Source organism: Bacillus basilensis, assembly GCF_050630465.1.
GTDB classification, from domain to species: domain Bacteria; phylum Bacillota; class Bacilli; order Bacillales; family Bacillaceae_G; genus Bacillus_A; species Bacillus_A basilensis.
Map to the genome: position 1 here is coordinate 322,435 of NZ_JBNTQO010000002.1, position 15,912 is coordinate 338,346.

Annotated in this window: 20 protein-coding genes; 14 read left to right on the forward strand and 6 right to left on the reverse strand. The window is 34.4% G+C overall.

From position 1 onward, the window contains the following. Nucleotides 1-75: 75 nt before the first annotated feature. Complete coding sequence (locus tag ACQVV1_RS05145) at nt 76-312, reverse strand: hypothetical protein (RefSeq protein ID WP_000283743.1); 237 nt, start codon at nt 310-312, stop codon at nt 76-78. Between the two features lie 97 nt (nt 313-409). Next, nucleotides 410-1,267: a metallophosphoesterase gene (locus ACQVV1_RS05150; protein ID WP_242252074.1), complete on the reverse strand. Its 858-nt coding sequence runs from the start codon at nt 1,265-1,267 to the stop codon at nt 410-412. Nucleotides 1,268-1,511: 244 nt separating this feature from the next. Here ACQVV1_RS05150 and fadH point away from each other — a divergent pair, with 244 nt between their 5' ends. From fadH to ACQVV1_RS05165, 3 genes are all read left to right on the forward strand, one after another. Continuing rightward, entirely contained in the window at nt 1,512-2,276 is a 765-nt protein-coding gene (fadH, locus tag ACQVV1_RS05155) for a 2,4-dienoyl-CoA reductase (protein WP_060632088.1), read from the forward strand. Between the two features lie 255 nt (nt 2,277-2,531). Continuing rightward, complete coding sequence (locus ACQVV1_RS05160) at nt 2,532-3,749, forward strand: EAL domain-containing protein (protein WP_000564300.1); 1,218 nt, start codon at nt 2,532-2,534, stop codon at nt 3,747-3,749. 182 nt (nt 3,750-3,931) lie between these two features. Next, complete coding sequence (locus tag ACQVV1_RS05165) at nt 3,932-4,420, forward strand: DUF3993 domain-containing protein (protein WP_242252072.1); 489 nt, start codon at nt 3,932-3,934, stop codon at nt 4,418-4,420. 115 nt (nt 4,421-4,535) lie between these two features. Here ACQVV1_RS05165 and ACQVV1_RS05170 read toward each other — a convergent pair whose 3' ends face one another. Continuing rightward, complete coding sequence (locus tag ACQVV1_RS05170; protein WP_000717880.1) at nt 4,536-4,772, reverse strand: glutaredoxin family protein; 237 nt, start codon at nt 4,770-4,772, stop codon at nt 4,536-4,538. Between the two features lie 234 nt (nt 4,773-5,006). On the opposite strand from ACQVV1_RS05170, the gene ACQVV1_RS05175 reads away from it, so the two are divergent. From ACQVV1_RS05175 to ACQVV1_RS05220, 10 genes are all read left to right on the forward strand, one after another. Further along, nucleotides 5,007-5,243: a YkuJ family protein gene (locus tag ACQVV1_RS05175; protein ID WP_000055151.1), complete on the forward strand. Its 237-nt coding sequence runs from the start codon at nt 5,007-5,009 to the stop codon at nt 5,241-5,243. 206 nt (nt 5,244-5,449) lie between these two features. Beyond that, nucleotides 5,450-5,599, forward strand: coding sequence for a hypothetical protein (locus ACQVV1_RS05180; RefSeq protein WP_063223140.1), 150 nt, complete (start codon nt 5,450-5,452; stop codon nt 5,597-5,599). Between the two features lie 74 nt (nt 5,600-5,673). Beyond that, on the forward strand, nt 5,674-6,192 hold the full coding sequence (locus ACQVV1_RS05185; protein ID WP_063223141.1) for a ribonuclease H-like YkuK family protein: 519 nt from the start codon (nt 5,674-5,676) through the stop codon (nt 6,190-6,192). Between the two features lie 107 nt (nt 6,193-6,299). Further along, nucleotides 6,300-6,491 carry an antirepressor AbbA gene (gene abbA / locus ACQVV1_RS05190; protein WP_063223142.1) on the forward strand — a complete coding sequence of 64 codons (192 nt, stop codon included), beginning with the start codon at nt 6,300-6,302 and terminating at the stop codon, nt 6,489-6,491. Nucleotides 6,492-6,660: 169 nt separating this feature from the next. Beyond that, nucleotides 6,661-7,104, forward strand: a complete 444-nt coding sequence (cbpB, locus tag ACQVV1_RS05195; RefSeq protein WP_063223143.1) for a cyclic-di-AMP-binding protein CbpB — start codon at nt 6,661-6,663, stop codon at nt 7,102-7,104. Nucleotides 7,105-7,245: 141 nt separating this feature from the next. Then, nucleotides 7,246-8,130, forward strand: coding sequence for a transcriptional regulator CcpC (ccpC, locus tag ACQVV1_RS05200; protein ID WP_242252070.1), 885 nt, complete (start codon nt 7,246-7,248; stop codon nt 8,128-8,130). Nucleotides 8,131-8,201: 71 nt separating this feature from the next. Next, complete coding sequence (gene dapD / locus ACQVV1_RS05205; protein WP_060632086.1) at nt 8,202-8,924, forward strand: 2,3,4,5-tetrahydropyridine-2,6-dicarboxylate N-acetyltransferase; 723 nt, start codon at nt 8,202-8,204, stop codon at nt 8,922-8,924. A gap of 61 nt (nt 8,925-8,985) precedes the next feature. Then, nucleotides 8,986-10,116: an N-acetyldiaminopimelate deacetylase gene (locus tag ACQVV1_RS05210; RefSeq protein WP_063223144.1), complete on the forward strand. Its 1,131-nt coding sequence runs from the start codon at nt 8,986-8,988 to the stop codon at nt 10,114-10,116. Between the two features lie 254 nt (nt 10,117-10,370). After that, nucleotides 10,371-11,237, forward strand: a complete 867-nt coding sequence (locus ACQVV1_RS05215; RefSeq protein WP_063223145.1) for a hypothetical protein — start codon at nt 10,371-10,373, stop codon at nt 11,235-11,237. Nucleotides 11,238-11,320: 83 nt separating this feature from the next. Next, nucleotides 11,321-11,986 (forward strand): potassium channel family protein, encoded by a 666-nt coding sequence (locus ACQVV1_RS05220; RefSeq protein ID WP_000504032.1) that lies wholly within the window; start codon nt 11,321-11,323, stop codon nt 11,984-11,986. Between the two features lie 38 nt (nt 11,987-12,024). Here the strand turns inward: ACQVV1_RS05220 and rnjA are convergent, their stop codons facing one another. Both rnjA and ACQVV1_RS05230 read right to left on the reverse strand, forming a co-directional pair. After that, nucleotides 12,025-13,692 (reverse strand): ribonuclease J1, encoded by a 1,668-nt coding sequence (rnjA, locus tag ACQVV1_RS05225; RefSeq protein ID WP_060632083.1) that lies wholly within the window; start codon nt 13,690-13,692, stop codon nt 12,025-12,027. Nucleotides 13,693-13,696: 4 nt separating this feature from the next. Further along, complete coding sequence (locus ACQVV1_RS05230; protein WP_060632082.1) at nt 13,697-13,909, reverse strand: DNA-dependent RNA polymerase subunit epsilon; 213 nt, start codon at nt 13,907-13,909, stop codon at nt 13,697-13,699. Nucleotides 13,910-14,456: 547 nt separating this feature from the next. On the opposite strand from ACQVV1_RS05230, the gene ACQVV1_RS05235 reads away from it, so the two are divergent. Further along, on the forward strand, nt 14,457-15,230 hold the full coding sequence (locus ACQVV1_RS05235; RefSeq protein ID WP_063223146.1) for a Cof-type HAD-IIB family hydrolase: 774 nt from the start codon (nt 14,457-14,459) through the stop codon (nt 15,228-15,230). A 59-nt stretch (nt 15,231-15,289) separates the two neighbouring features. On the opposite strand, the gene def is transcribed toward ACQVV1_RS05235, so the two are convergent. Then, nucleotides 15,290-15,844 carry a peptide deformylase gene (gene def / locus ACQVV1_RS05240; RefSeq protein WP_063223147.1) on the reverse strand — a complete coding sequence of 185 codons (555 nt, stop codon included), beginning with the start codon at nt 15,842-15,844 and terminating at the stop codon, nt 15,290-15,292. Between the last annotated feature and the right edge of the window lie 68 nt (nt 15,845-15,912).

A 15,912-nucleotide genomic window follows, 5' to 3' on the forward strand; every position in this document is an offset into this window, starting at 1 on the left:
TTTTATTGTAAGCATGTTAATGGATTATGAATCGGTTAAGAGAGGGAATAACATTGGTAGAATTGTTGCGGTACATTAATAATAGTATGGTTGTTGACAAGGTCCACCATAACAAGGATAAGGTGCTGGCGGTGGGAAAGGTGGTGGATATGGTGGGTAATACGGTCTAGGACCGAAAGCTAATGCTCCGCCGAGCAGTCCACCAGCAATGCCAGCTAGAAATGGAACGCCAAAAAATGGAAAGAAGCGTGAGTCGCCTACTGGACCAATAGGTGCTGAACGGACTGGGATTGGTTGATAATATGGATACATGAACAAACCTCCTTTATTGGACTCACTTTTATCATATGGTAAATGAAACGTGGATGAGCGCGTACAAGAAAGGATATGTAAGAAAATAGGCGGATTATTACGCATGTTGGAGCGTGAAAATCGTAATTTCAGGTTTTGACATAAATCGGAATGGGACACGTGTTCTTCCAAGGCCTCGATTGACATAGAGAGTTAAATCTTGAATCGTATAGAAACCTTCAACATAGTTTTTAGCAAGTGCTGGGGTAATAATAGCGCCTAAAAAAGGAATTTGTACTTGTCCGCCATGGCTATGACCAGAAAGTTGTAAGTTAACTGGATAGTTAGCAATTTGCGGTGCAATATCTGGCTCGTGAACAAGAACAATGTTATAAGTGTTTTGCCTCGCGTGTTGTAGTGTCTCCTCTATTTTTGGTTTGCCTAGTAGTATATCATCAAGACCGAAAATTGAAATTTCACTATTATCCAGTAGACGAATTCTCTTTTCGCCATTTAGTAATAGTTCAAATCCAGATTCACGCATGATGTGTTCGTAGTATTCTGTTCCATATCCGCCGTGATCATGGTTACCATAAATATAAAATTTACCGAAGGGTGCTTGTATATTTTTTAAAATGGATGCAACGAAAGGAGTGTCAGTATATGTTTGATAATTATCAATGAGATCACCAGTGAAAAGAACAATGTCGGGCTTTACAGCATTAATTTTAGAAACGATTTGAGATAAATGGTGGAGAGAGAAATAGTATCCGAGATGTAAATCGCTGAATTGAAGAATCTTCATACCGTGAAAACTTTTTGGTATGAGTTGTGATTTAAGTGTATGCTCTGTAAAAGAGAGTAGATGTGGCTCAATATATTTAGCGTAATAGTATCCGATGCTAGTGGTTATAAGTGAATATAGACAAGTGCGCATTCCAGTTTTTAAAAAATCTCTTCTTGTAATTTTCTTCATAAAAATATGAGTATACCTATTTGATTTATAGCGCATGTTTTTGTTACATATACAGGTTACTCAAATCTCCTTTCAGTTTATTAAAAATATATTTTAAATAATAAAAAAGTAGTATAGATTACGAAAAAAATGAATGAAAAGACACCTCTTTACGTTAAAATATCAGAAAAGTTTAAAAATATAAAGATTTCTATTAAATAAAATGATAAAATGAATGTGTATTCATTTTTTGGAGGGGATGTATGTGAAAGAAAAGGTAGTTATTATAACAGGTGGATCAAGCGGAATGGGAAAAGGAATGGCGACTCGCTTTGCAAAAGAAGGGGCACGAGTAGTTATTACAGGACGTACAAAGGAAAAACTAGAAGAAACAAAGTTGGAAATTGAACAATTTCCAGGACAAATATTACCTGTACAAATGGATGTAAGAAATACGGAAGATATTCAGAAAATGATTGAACAGATTGATGAGAAGTTTGGGCGAATTGATATTTTAATAAATAATGCAGCTGGAAACTTTATTTGTCCAGCAGAAGATTTATCCGTGAATGGCTGGAATTCGGTAATTAATATTGTGTTAAATGGTACATTTTACTGTAGCCAAGCTGTCGGGAAATATTGGATTGAAAAAGGTATAAAAGGGAATATCATTAACATGGTAGCAACATATGCATGGGATGCAGGTCCGGGAGTTATTCATTCGGCTGCAGCGAAGGCTGGAGTTTTAGCAATGACGAAGACGCTTGCTGTTGAGTGGGGACGTAAATATGGAATACGAGTTAACGCTATCGCGCCAGGACCAATTGAACGTACGGGTGGTGCTGATAAATTATGGATTTCAGAAGAAATGGCTAAGCGTACGATACAAAGTGTTCCGCTTGGAAGGCTGGGTACGCCAGAAGAAATCGCAGGTCTAGCTTATTATTTATGTTCAGATGAAGCTGCCTACATAAATGGAACTTGCATGACAATGGATGGAGGACAACATTTGCATCAATATCCATTTTAAAAGGGGTAAAAAAATGAATGTTTGATTCATTTTTTTACGGTTAAATGTGACGGAATTGTGACATATGAAAGAAAAGTATTTACAAGAGGTCATATGTACGTTATATTTAAGACCTCTTTTTTCTTCATAGTAGAATTGCTAATTCCCCTTAGCATTTTACCCCTCTAATCCCTTCAGGAAAACTGAAGGGATTTTTTATTATTTTTCCGTAAATATCATGTTATAATTTTTGAAAAGTAAAGGGAGGGAAGCACGTTGATAGATGCATTAGATGTAATGAGTAACTTGGATAAAGTCCTTCCTTATTATCAAGCTATTTTTAGTGCTGATGAGCATACTGTAATTGGATATGAAGTAGTAGGACGTATTCAAACAGAAGAGGGCATACAAAGTTTAGCTTCTTTCTTTCATGATGATTCTATTCCGAGTGAGTTTCAACTGGAAGCCGATAACATTATAGTAGAAAAAGCTTTAAATCGTTATTTAGAAAGTGATCAAAAATTATTATTATTTATACATCGGAATGCTAACGTATTAATGAACGATGATGATGAAAGTTTGCTTCAACTTTTATTGATGTATGAAGAGCAAGGTTTAAATTTGAAACACATTGTTTTAGAGATTACAGAACATGAATGCAAAGAAGATATAGAGCAATTTAATCATTTACTTATGTATTATCGTACATATGGTATTCAAATTTCGATTAATAAAGTCGGAACGGGTACAAGTAATTTAGAACGTATTAGCGTGTTAGCACCGGATATTTTAAAAGTAGATTTAACAAACTTAAGGCAAACTGCACTTTTACAATCTTATCAAGATATTTTATATTCTTTATCATTACTTGCTAGAAGAATTGGTGCGACATTGTTATATGAAGAAATAGATGCTTTTTATCAACTGCAATATGCTTGGAAAAACGGTGGTAGATACTATCAAGGGAATTATTTGAAAGAATGCTTGCCTGATTTTATTGAAACGAACGTTTTGAAAGAACGACTTGGTAATGAGTGTCATCAATTTATTCAACATGAGAAGAAGAAGTTACAAAAAATTTATAATTTAACAGAAATGTTACGCGATCGAATTGGTGATGTTCTAGCCAAACAGAAAAAGAATGAAGATATAAACGATTGGTTATTACAATTTAGCCAAAGTGTATCACAGTGTAGTTTTCGCATATTTATTTGTAACGAAGATGGTTTCCAACAATCAGGAAACGTTATGAAAAAAGATGGGGAATGGATTGTGATGCCTGAGTATTATATGAAGAACTGGAGTTGGCGTCCGTATTTTCTAGAAAATATTATGAAAATGCGTTTTGAGAATAAGGCAAGACTATCAGATTTATATGCTGATATTGAAACTGGTGAGATGGTACGAACATTTTCTTTCCCAATTGATGATGAAAACTTTTTATTTATAGATTTATCGTATGAATATTTATATGAAGAAGATGTTTTATTTTAATGCACGAAGAAATTCGTGCATTTTTTGTTTGTTTTTATCATAAATTGGAAATAGTGAAAATGGTGATGAAAATGCTGTCTATCGTTGTAAAGATTTTACGAACGAAACCAGCCCTGTCTGTGCATAATCATTGTTACAATGAATACTACAAAGACAAGTTTTCTTAAAAGGAAGGTGAGAAAATGAGGAAATATGGAATATGGTTAGTTCTATTTGTATGCATTGCCTTTCTAGTTGGTTATAGTGTTACAACTGTTTTAGGAAAAGAGGAAGTGAAGGTCGATCGGAAAGAAGTGTTTACAACGATACAAAATGGCTATGAAACCCAATTTTCAATTCGTGGGAAGCATTTGCCGATGAATAAGATGATAGAAACGTTATCACCGTATTTTACAGAGAATTTCCTTCAAGTATTTACAGATGAAAATAGTAGAAGTGATAAACAAAGTGGTGAATATTTACTTCCAGCAAAAGAAGCGCCGTTTTCTTTTAATTCAGAAACGAAAATGTCATATGATGAAGAGCATAAAATTTTATATGTATATGAGCGGGCGAAAAGTGGACAATATCAAATTGTAACATTGCAAAGAGATCAAGGGAAATGGAAATTGGCCGGATATCATGAGAGCCAAGAACTTTTAACTGAAATAAAAAGATTACAACAATTATAAAGTGAAACTTTAATCAGTGGGGTTCATCTCCCGCTGATTATTATCCCGCCTCAATCGGGTGTTTATTTTCCGAAAATAGCGGGACAAGAATAGGAATAGGTCTTTACACCTATTCCTATTCTATATTGAGTAGCTGTTGTAATTTTTCAATTTGAAAACCAGCAACAACTTCGCCATCAATTACAACTGTTGGAGTTGAATAAGAATCATAGTCATATAAAAGACGATTGCGTGCAGCGGCGTCTTTTTTTACGTCAAATTCTTCATATACAACATTATTATGCTTTAAAAATTCTTTCACAATGACACATGGCGGACAATCAGGTTGTGTGTAAACCTCAATTTTTTTCATTGTAATTCCTCCTTTTTTCTGTTTTTTATTATATTCTTCCAGTATAAAAATCGCAATAAAGAAGGGAAAAGATGTTCTTTTTGTTTTTTTCCTTTGTATTTCGACAAATTTTTAGTTGAGTTTCTGGCCAATAACCTTTATCCTAGAGTGTGGAACATTTTTTCTGTTATGACGGATAGAATGAGTATAGCTGTAAAACCTATTGTTAGGAAGATCAGAGAAAGGAGAGATTTCATGTCTCTACTCCAAGGAATTTTAACTCGACTTGTTAGTCTACAAGAACAAGCTGAAAGCGGTGAAGTAGCACAACGCTATTTTGAAGTGAACGGTGAGCGCAAATGTAGCGTGAAATTTTTCGATAAAAGTGAAATGTATGAGTTAGAAGTGTATCAACAAGGTGAAAAACCTCAAGTGTATCAATTCGATAATATCGACATGGTTGCAATTGAGATTTACGATATCATTTCTTGATACATATAAAAAAGGTGTTGCCATATGGCAGCACCTTTTTTAGTTCTATTACTTTTTAGTATATATGTATAGGGATTTTTAATTTTTCCTACAATGGTAATAAAGTGAAATTGTAATCAGTGGAGAATCTTCGTCCTATAATGTTTATTAGCCATCACTAATGGGATAGTAAATAGAGGGATGAAAATAATGAGGAGGTGTGCTGTATGGAACGTTTACCAGTGGTGATTTGTCCTAATTGTCACAATTCTACTGAGATTATTCATGTATTAACGGCTCAATCTAATCAAAATGTAATTTATACATGCCAGGTTTGCCATTATGTAATTCGGAATATTGAAACGAATAAAGGGTAGGAAGTTATAATTTTTGTTTTTGTCCCATACAATGAGAATACGAAAAGTCTGTCTAATTGAAAGGACGTGACTATGTGGCCGGGGAACATAAATTTTATAATGTTTCAGAGAGACATTTAAATTTTGATATGGTCTTTACCCGTATTTGTAATTTCATTGAAAAGGATCCACGAAATTTATATCGCTTATCCATTGGGACAGACTCACAAGCACATCAAAAGGATACGAGGTTTATTACGGCAATTCATATTCATCGCGTTGGAAAAGGAGCTTGGGGGTGCTTACACCATAAATCAGTAAAAGATAAGCCGGCAACTTTACGTGAGAAAATATATTTAGAGACGCAATTTAGTCAAGAAATCGCATGTCTATTTACTCCAAACCATATACAAACAATATGGGATTTATTGCATCCATATGCGCAAGATGGTGCTGGATTTATAATGGAAATTCACTTGGATATCGGAAATGATGGTTTAACAAAAGAATTTATTCTAGATATGACAACGAAAATTCAAGCGATGGGATTAACTGCAAAAATTAAGCCGGATGCTTACGCGGCATTTAGTTATGCAAATCGATATACGAAATAAAAACAATTTTTATATATCTTTCAATAAAAACTGAATATTACATCTATTAAATAGGCTGGAAATTTTATATAATAAGAGTAACGATGCGAGTATAAGGAGAGGGGTATATGAAAAGGGAATTTGTTTTAACTGAAGAAGAGGAAAGTTTGTTACTAGATATTTTATTTCAGCAAAATTATGCGAGTGAAATTTTATCTGTGGAACTTACAGATATTGAGAATGGTTTAAAAAAGACAGATGTGATGCAATATAAAAAAATCACAAGGTTATTTTACAGATTAAAAAATAAAGGGTATTAAGCGCTACCGAAATGGTAGTCTTTTTTTTGTGTTGTATGCTAAAATAGCTGTGTAATTTTGTTTTTATTGAAATAATGTAAGGACAAAATAATAATATGAAAACGCTGTCATAAAATATGGATAGAGCCGGTGATTATAAGCAGGAAAAAGGAAAAATGGGGGATGTAACATGATTAGTATTCCGAAAGACGAGTTTCAACAAATTTTTGTGAAAGATTTAATCATTTCATCAGAAAAAGTAGCACATGTCCAAATAGGGAATGGTTTAGAGCATGCGTTACTCGTACTTGTGAAATCTGGATATTCGGCGATACCTGTTTTGGACCCGATGTATAAATTGCACGGATTAATTAGTACTGCTATGATTTTAGACGGTATGTTAGGGCTAGAACGCATTGAGTTTGAAAGACTTGAAGAAATGAAAGTAGAACAGGTGATGAAGGAAGACATTCCGGTACTTAAGTTAGAAGATTCGTTTGCAAAAGCTTTAGAAATGACAATTGATCATCCTTTTATTTGCGCAGTCAACGAAGAGGGGTATTTTGAGGGAATTTTAACACGTCGAGCTATTTTAAAATTGTTGAATAAAAAAGTAAGGCAACATAATCGATAATGTGAGAAAAGTGACTTCATAGAAACTGAGAAGTCACTTTTTTTCGTGCATATCAGTTGTGTATGTATTATATTTAAAAAGATAAAAAATATAAGAGTATGTAGTTAAATTAAGGATGAAAAGCTTATTGAGATAAGGTGTATGGAAGCTAAGGAAAGAGGGAGAAAGTTGCAAATTGATGATTTTCAAATGATGGTTGTGTTAGCTCAGGAATCAAATATGAGAAAAGCGGCGGAACGTTTATTTGTTTCACAACCTGCGCTTAGTCAACGATTACAATCTATGGAGAAACAATGGGGAATGAAGTTTTTTATTCGCTCGCAAAAAGGATTGACAATTACACCTGAAGGGGAAAAAGTCGCAAATTATGCAAAAGAAATGTTACAAAAGGAAGAGGATATTAAAAGTGAGCTAGCTGTTTTTAGAACAGAAACTCACGGAACGTTAAAAATAGCTGTTGCATCAGTTATTGGTCAATATTGGCTTCCTCCTGTTTTGAAGAAGTTTGTGCATAAATATCCTTCTGTGAAAATATCGCTGTTTACTGGCTGGAGTAGTGAAGTGCAAAAGCAATTTTATGAAGGAGACGTTCATGTTGCTATATTGAGAGGAACACAAGAATATAAAGGTCAGAAGCAACAATTATTTGAAGATGAACTTTATTTAGTGGATAAAGAAATAAAAGATATTTCGATGTTAAAAGAAACAAATAGACCATTTATTCAATTTAAAAGTGATTCGACTTATTATGGACAAATACAAAATTGGTGGTATGGTTTATTTTCTAATCCACCTAAGAGAACAATTGTCGTTGATCAAATTGAGACGTGCAAACAACTCGTTTTAAATGGTATAGGTTATGCCCTTTTACCCTCTACTGTTTTAAAAGAGGTACAGGAAAATATGTATAAAACACCTGTTCAATTAACGAGAGAAACATGGTTATTGACGAGTGAATCAGCTAGACAATTAAAGCAAGTACAAGCATTTTTAGAAATTATAGAAGAAATTCAAATGGAAAAATAGGATTATTATCTTGCTACTCGCTCTATCGTTTGGTAGAGTAACATTATAAATGGATTTAGGAGGCAACAAGAATGAAAATGATGGACGCTAACGAAATTATTTCGTTTATACAAAAAAGTGAAAAGAAAACTCCTGTAAAGGTATACATAAAAGGGGATTTAAAAGAAGTAACATTCCCTGAAACGGTACAAGCATTTGTAAATAAAAAGTCTGGTGTATTATTTGGAGAATGGTCTGAAATTAAGACAATTCTTGATGAAAATAGCAAGAACATCGTTGATTACGTTGTTGAAAATGACCGTCGTAATTCTGCAATTCCAATGCTTGATTTAAAAGGTATTAAAGCTCGTATTGAGCCAGGCGCGATTATTCGTGACCACGTTGAAATCGGCGACAACGCTGTTATTATGATGAATGCAACAATTAATATCGGTGCTGTAATTGGTGAAGGTTCTATGATTGACATGAACGCGGTACTTGGTGGACGTGCAACTGTTGGTAAGAACTGTCACGTAGGTGCAGGTGCAGTACTTGCAGGTGTTATTGAGCCACCTTCAGCAAAACCAGTTATCGTTGAAGACGATGTTGTAATTGGTGCTAACGTAGTTGTGTTAGAGGGAGTTACAGTAGGTAAAGGTGCAGTTGTAGCAGCAGGAGCTGTTGTAACAGAAGATGTACCTCCATATACAGTTGTTGCGGGTACTCCAGCACGCGTAATTAAAGAGATTGATGAGAAGACAAAAGCAAAAACTGAAATTAAACAAGAGCTTCGTCAATTAAACCCAGAGAAATAAAAACAAAAAAGCGTAAGAGCATAAAAAGGCTCTTACGCTTTTTATAGATAGAGGTGCAAAAATGGCAGTAAGCAAATTCATTCAAATTCGTAGAGACCTACACAAAATACCGGAAATTGGATTTAAAGAGTGGAAAACACAACAGTATATTTTAGATTACATAGGAACGCTTTCGAATGAAAATGTGGAAGTGAAAGTATGGAAAACGGGTGTCATTGTTAAAGTAAATGGAAAAAATCCAGAAAAAATTATAGGTTATCGAGCAGATATAGACGGTTTGCCAATTACAGAAGAAACTGGATATGAATTTGCTTCTATTCATGAAGGAATGATGCATGCATGTGGACACGATCTGCATACAACAATCGGTTTAGGCCTTCTGACAGCAGCTGTAACAGAAAGAATAGATGATGACCTTGTGTTTCTATTCCAACCAGCTGAAGAAGGACCAGGAGGGGCTCTTCCTATGTTAGAGAGTGAAGAGTTAAAAGAATGGAAGCCGAATATCATCCTTGGTCTCCATATTGCACCTGAATACGCTGTAGGAACAATTGCCACAAAAGAGGGGCTATTATTTGCGAATACATCTGAGTTATATGTTGATTTAAAAGGGAAAGGTGGACATGCAGCCTACCCGCATACTGCAAATGATATGATTGTTGCAGCAAGTCACCTTGTTACACAACTTCAATCCGTTATTAGTCGTAATGTGAATCCTCTTGATAGTGCAGTGATTACAATCGGAAAAATAACAGGCGGTACAGTTCAAAATATCATAGCAGAAAAATCTCGGTTAGAAGGAACGATCCGAACGTTATCAGTGGAATCAATGAGTCGTGTTAAAAGTAGGATTGAGGCGATTGTTGCAGGTATAGAAGCTTCTTTCCAATGTGAAGCGGTTATTGATTACGGAGCAATGTATCATCAAGTATATAACCATGAAGCATTAACGAGAGAGTTTATGCAATTTGTAAGTGAACAAACTGATATGAATGTAATTACATGTACTGAGGCAATGACAGGTGAAGATTTTGGTTATATGCTTCAAGAGATTCCTGGATTTATGTTTTGGCTTGGGGTAAATTCAGAATATGGTTTACACCACGCAAAATTAAAACCAGATGAAGAGGCAATTGAGAAAGCTATTGTATTTTTAGATCAATATGTGAAGTGGAAAGGAACTAGAAAGTGAACTTGCTCACTAACTTTGCAAAAATTTAAAGTGGGTACGTGTTAGTTTCAAGGCGAAAACATCTTTCATATTTGCTTCGCATAGACATCGGCATACAAATGGATAAAATAATGAGCAGTGGTTTTGAGCCGCTGCTCATTATTCATTATCGCTTATTGAGAAGATGATTAGTTAACTAGCTTATATATGTTTACATTTCGTGTGGAAAATGTGTAAAATCAAGGTGAAACATAGAAAAAAGGGTGGGGAATTACGTGCAAATTAGCAGTGCAATGTTGTGTTTCGTCTTATATGCGTATGTTATTATTGCGGCGGTGTATTTTGGGATAAGTTTTTATGCCTACCGTTTAGTAGATAATCATGAATATGACGAAACATATAAATGGGTGAAGAGATATTTATCACCTGTATTAGAAATTATGAATGGATTTGTTCTCTTTTTATTTATTGGATTAATTGCTTTCTCAACGAGCTTAGTAGGGAATAAAACGACATTATTTGTACTAGGTATCATTATTTTTATGTTGTTAGGAATACGGATCGGTAACACGGTATTTTGGAATGAAAGAAAAGTAGATGGTTGGACGGGAATGCTAATACCGTGTATGCTAGCTGCTATCGTGACGAATATAGAACATGAATATTATCAGTTGCATTTTTGGCTCATAATTGTTTTAACAATTTTCTCTGTTTTGTATATAAGTACTGTCGTGCTAACATACATTGCAAATGAAAAGGGAGATGTAAAAGGTACGCAATTTTTTAGAGGGCGTGCATTGTTATGGAGTGTGCCAACGATGGCTGTTATAGGAATTATTGCAATATTAGTGAATGGATATCAATTTACTAATTGGCAACTGTTTTTAGAAAGTTGGTGGATTTTCATCATTTCGTTTATCGCTTTTTTAGGCGCAACGCATTATTTATTCCATCAACATCATTATATATTGGCATTGCTATTCGCATTTATACAACTATTGTTTGCTTTCTTCGGACAAGAAACGTTATTATTCGTTTTTGAAACATTTAGTTCATTTGGAAACATATTTGTATTTGGAATGTTAATTTTCAGTATCGCATTTTATTTACAACAGTATTTTTATATGCAAAAACAAAAATAAGCATGATATACAGGTTTTTGTAGCAAATATAAAGTATGTTACAATAAAAATACATAGTATTCGATGTTATTGGAGGAATTCCTGTGGGTGAAAAAGAGAAAGAATTTGCTGTCATTGGGCTTGGACGTTTTGGTGGAAGTATTTGCCGGGAACTCGCTCAATTAGGTATGGAAGTAATGGCAATTGATTCAGATGAGGATAAAATTAATGAGTTTGCAAATATAGCTTCGCATGCTGTAATTGCAGATTCAACAGATGAGATGGTATTAAAAAGTCTTGGTATTCGTAATTTTGATCATGTAGTCGTTGCTATTGGAGATAATTTAAATTCAAGTATTTTAACAACGTTAATTCTGAAAGAGTTGGGGGTAAAAAATATTACTGTAAAAGCTCAGAATGATTATCATGAAAAAGTTTTGAGTAAAATAGGTGCAGATCACATTGTGCATCCAGAGCGTGATATGGGAAAAAGGATTGCTAATAATATTGCATCAAGTAATGTATTAGACTATCTTGAGCTTTCAGATGAGCATAGTATTGTAGAGATTATTGCAAATAAAAAAATTGATGGTCATTCTTTAATCGAATTAGATATTCGTGCGAAGTTTGGATTGAATATTGTAGCAATTAAACGTGGTAAAGAAGTTATTGTATCTCCTCGAGCTACGGAAAATATTCAAGCGGGAGATATATTAATTGTAATTGGTCATGATGATGAAGTGGATCGTTTTAAACACTTTTTAAGATAAGAGAAAAGGACAATACCATGAAGGTATTGTCCTTTTTCTTATATTTCCATAATGATTGGTAAAATCATTGGGCGACGCTTCGTTTTTTCGTATAGGAATGGTGCTAATGTATCTGTAATTTCATTTTTAATTTCAGACCACTGTGTTGTTTTGCGTTCCATTACTTTTTCTAAATGAGTTGTAATTAATGTTTGAGCATCGTTAATTAAATCACTACTTTCGCGCATATAAACGAAACCACGTGAGATAATATCAGGTCCTGCTGCAACTTTAAACTCTTTCATATCAATGCTTACAACTACAATAACAAGTCCTTCTTCAGAAAGAATACGACGATCGCGTAATACGATATTACCGATATCTCCAATACCATTTCCGTCAATATAGACAGATCCAGATGGTATTTTACCAGCTACACTTGCTTCATCAGAACGCAAGGCAAGAACATCTCCATTATCCATGATGAAACAGTTTTCTTCTGGAATACCACAATCATTTGCTAACTTCATATGCATACGTTGCATACGATATTCACCATGAATTGGCATGAAATACTTCGGTTTAATTAGACGAAGCATTAGCTTTTGTTCTTCTTGTCCGCCATGTCCACTCGTATGAATGTTTGACAGTTTTCCGTGGATTACATCGGCACCAGCACGATACAACATGTTAATTGTACGGCTTACGCTAATTGTATTACCAGGGATTGGTGAAGAAGAGAAAACAACTGTGTCGCCAGGAATGATTTGAATTTGACGATGAGTACCATTAGCAATACGTGAAAGTGCTGCCATTGGTTCGCCTTGACTACCTGTACATAAAATAACAACTTTATTAGCTGGTAGGCGGTTTAGTTGGGAAGTATCTATGAATGTATCTTTTGGACAGCGAATATAACCGAGGTTTTGTCCAATTTCAATCGCTGCTTCCATACTTCGACCAAATACAGCCACTTTACGATTATTTTCAACTGCTGCTTCAACAACTTGTTGTAGACGATGGATATTTGATGCAAAGGTTGCGAAGATAATACGTCCTTCTACTTTGCGGAAAATATCTTGAATACTCTCACCAACACGGCGCTCAGACATTGTAAAGTTTGGAACTTCACTGTTTGTACTGTCAGATAAGAGACAAAGTACACCGTCTTTTCCAATTTCAGCCATTTTTGTTAAGTCCGCTGGTTCACCAACTGGAGTGAAATCAAATTTGAAATCGCCAGTATGAACCACTTGTCCTTGAGGTGTTTTCACAACAACTCCGTATGAATCTGGGATACTGTGAGTTGTACGGAAGAAGGAAACAGATGTCTTTTTAAATTTAATAACATCATCTTCTTGAATTTCATAAAGTTTTGCTTTACGAAGTAATCCGTGCTCTTCTAATTTGTTTTTGATTAGTGCAATTGCTAATTTTCCGCCATAAATCGGAATGTTCACTTGACGTAATAGGTAAGGAATTCCACCAATATGATCTTCGTGACCATGTGTAATGAATAATCCTTTAATTTTATCTTCGTTTCGCACAAAATAAGTGTAATCTGGTATTACATAATCGATTCCGAGGAGTTCGTCTTCTGGAAACTTAATTCCAGCGTCAATTATAATAATTTCATCTTGAAATTGAACAGCATATGTATTTTTACCGATTTCACCAAGTCCACCTAAAGCAAAAACGGCAGCCTGATCATTCTTTAGAAATTTCATATGACTATACGATTTCCGCTAATATTAAATCAGCGTTTTGTTTTTCATATTCAAGATGATTACCAGTAACAGACTGAACAAACTCAATATTATATGCGAACTTATTTAATTTTTTACGAACATCCTTTTGAGACGTAGCCTCTAAGTATAAAACTTTTGTATTTTCACGTACTGGAACCTCAGTTAATTTTTCTTGATAAAATACTTTAAAAATCATTTGGAAAACCTCTCCTTGTCTATGTTTTGCATTATCTGTTACTTATTATAAAGCAAACAGTCACGATTTTCATGTTTTTTCGAATGAGAATGAAGAAAAAGCCCGAAATGGGCACAATTTAAGCGATTGTCTTTTTACGGACTAGATCATTTAAATAACGCTTGAGCTTTTTCTTCAGCTTCTTCAGCATGATTACTCCTTCCTTTCCTTATTTTAAACATGCATATTACTAGTGAAAACTCCGTCTCTGATATAAGAAAGAGGACAAAAGTGAATGTTGAATCTTGTCCTTCCTCATACAGGGAAAGTTATTCTATAGTAACGATTAGTAGCCGTTAGTTATAGGTATAGTATGAGAAAGAATAGAAAAGAAAATTCATACGAACAAGTATCCACATTTTTTACTAATATATATATGCAGGTTTCGTAAATAAGGTCAGAAAGTGAACGCTTTCTTCACAGATGTTTAATATGTTATACTTTTTTTTAGCATTTGAAAAGCGATAATCAAAATAGGAATATAGAGTAACAGAAAGGATTTTGAAAAATGAATGATAAAATTGTCTTTTTTGATATTGATGGAACATTATTAGATCATGATAAAAAAATTCCGCAATCTACACGAGATGCAGTAAGACATTTACAAGAAAAAGGTGTGCATGTAGCAATTGCGACAGGACGTGCGCCATTTATGTTTGAAGATATTCGTAAGGAACTTAATATACATAATTATGTTAGTTTTAATGGACAATACGTTGTATTTGAGGATGAGGTAGTATTTAATAATCCGTTACATCCGGCTGCCCTGCATAAGTTTACTCAGTTTGCAAAACAAGAAGGATATCCACTTGTATATCTTGATCATCAAGAAATGAGAGCGTCAGTAGAATATCATGATTATGTGAAAGAAGGTTTTGGGAGTTTAAACTTTGAACATCCGGCATATGAACCTGATTTTTATGAGGAGCGTAATATTTATCAAACTCTGCTTTTCTGTGAAGTCAATGAAGAGGAAAAGTTTATTAATGAGTACCCGGACTTTCATTTTATTCGCTGGCATGCGTATTCAATGGATATCATTCCAAATGGTGGATCTAAGGCAAAAGGGATTGAGAAATTCATTGAGAAGTTAGGGTTTAACCGTGACCAAGTGTATGCATTTGGAGATGGCTTAAATGATTTAGAAATGATTGAAGCAGTTGGGACAGGTATTGTCATGGGGAATGGTCATGAGGACTTAAAAAAACTGGCAAATCACGTGACAAAAGATGTTAGTGAAGACGGCATATATCATGGATTAAAATGGGCTGGATTGTTATAAATAAATATGAAACCCATTTCATATAAAAAAAGGCGGAAGATTAACTCCGCCTTTTTTTATTATCGCTCCAGAGGTTTTGAATCGTCAGGAGCAGCAAATGGATTTTCTTTATTAATGTGGTCATAGAACATAACACCGTTTAAATGGTCAATTTCATGCTGGAATACGATTGCTGGTAAACCTTTTAAACGTAATTTTACTTCTTCACCGCTGATAGATGTTGCTTTCACTGTAATTCTTGTATAACGAGGGACATAACCAGGTACTTCACGGTCTACAGATAGACAGCCTTCACCACTTTGTAAATATGTACGTTCAACAGAATGACTAATGATTTTTGGGTTGAATAATGCATGACTATATAACGTACCGTCCGTATCTGTTACATGAACCGCAATCATTTTCTTTGAAATACCGATTTGTGGAGCTGCTAATCCGATTCCAGGGCGTAAACTATATTTTTCAGCCATTTCAGGATCTTGGCTATTTATTACAAATTCAATCATTTCTTTAAGTGTATTTGAATCTTCTTCGCTCGCTGGCATTACTACCTCTTCTGCAACGTTTCGCAAAATAGGATCTCCTTCGCGAATTACATCTTTCATTGTAAGCATATGTAATCTCTCCTTTCCCCCTTAGTCTACCAAAGGAGATGGAAAAAGTCATCGGCAAGTAAGGGGAA

Coding starts and splice junctions, on each gene's coding strand:
- ACQVV1_RS05145 (WP_000283743.1), bottom strand. CDS start 312: ATGTATCCATATTATCAACCAATCCCAGTCCGTTCAGCACCTATTGGT.
- ACQVV1_RS05150 (WP_242252074.1), bottom strand. CDS start 1,267: ATGAAGAAAATTACAAGAAGAGATTTTTTAAAAACTGGAATGCGCACT.
- ACQVV1_RS05165 (WP_242252072.1), top strand. CDS start 3,932: ATGAGGAAATATGGAATATGGTTAGTTCTATTTGTATGCATTGCCTTT.
- ACQVV1_RS05170 (WP_000717880.1), bottom strand. CDS start 4,772: ATGAAAAAAATTGAGGTTTACACACAACCTGATTGTCCGCCATGTGTC.
- ACQVV1_RS05175 (WP_000055151.1), top strand. CDS start 5,007: ATGTCTCTACTCCAAGGAATTTTAACTCGACTTGTTAGTCTACAAGAA.
- ACQVV1_RS05180 (WP_063223140.1), top strand. CDS start 5,450: ATGGAACGTTTACCAGTGGTGATTTGTCCTAATTGTCACAATTCTACT.
- abbA (WP_063223142.1), top strand. CDS start 6,300: ATGAAAAGGGAATTTGTTTTAACTGAAGAAGAGGAAAGTTTGTTACTA.
- cbpB (WP_063223143.1), top strand. CDS start 6,661: ATGATTAGTATTCCGAAAGACGAGTTTCAACAAATTTTTGTGAAAGAT.
- ccpC (WP_242252070.1), top strand. CDS start 7,246: ATGGAAGCTAAGGAAAGAGGGAGAAAGTTGCAAATTGATGATTTTCAA.
- dapD (WP_060632086.1), top strand. CDS start 8,202: ATGAAAATGATGGACGCTAACGAAATTATTTCGTTTATACAAAAAAGT.
- ACQVV1_RS05210 (WP_063223144.1), top strand. CDS start 8,986: ATGGCAGTAAGCAAATTCATTCAAATTCGTAGAGACCTACACAAAATA.
- rnjA (WP_060632083.1), bottom strand. CDS start 13,692: ATGAAATTTCTAAAGAATGATCAGGCTGCCGTTTTTGCTTTAGGTGGA.
- ACQVV1_RS05230 (WP_060632082.1), bottom strand. CDS start 13,909: ATGATTTTTAAAGTATTTTATCAAGAAAAATTAACTGAGGTTCCAGTA.
- ACQVV1_RS05235 (WP_063223146.1), top strand. CDS start 14,457: ATGAATGATAAAATTGTCTTTTTTGATATTGATGGAACATTATTAGAT.
- def (WP_063223147.1), bottom strand. CDS start 15,844: ATGCTTACAATGAAAGATGTAATTCGCGAAGGAGATCCTATTTTGCGA.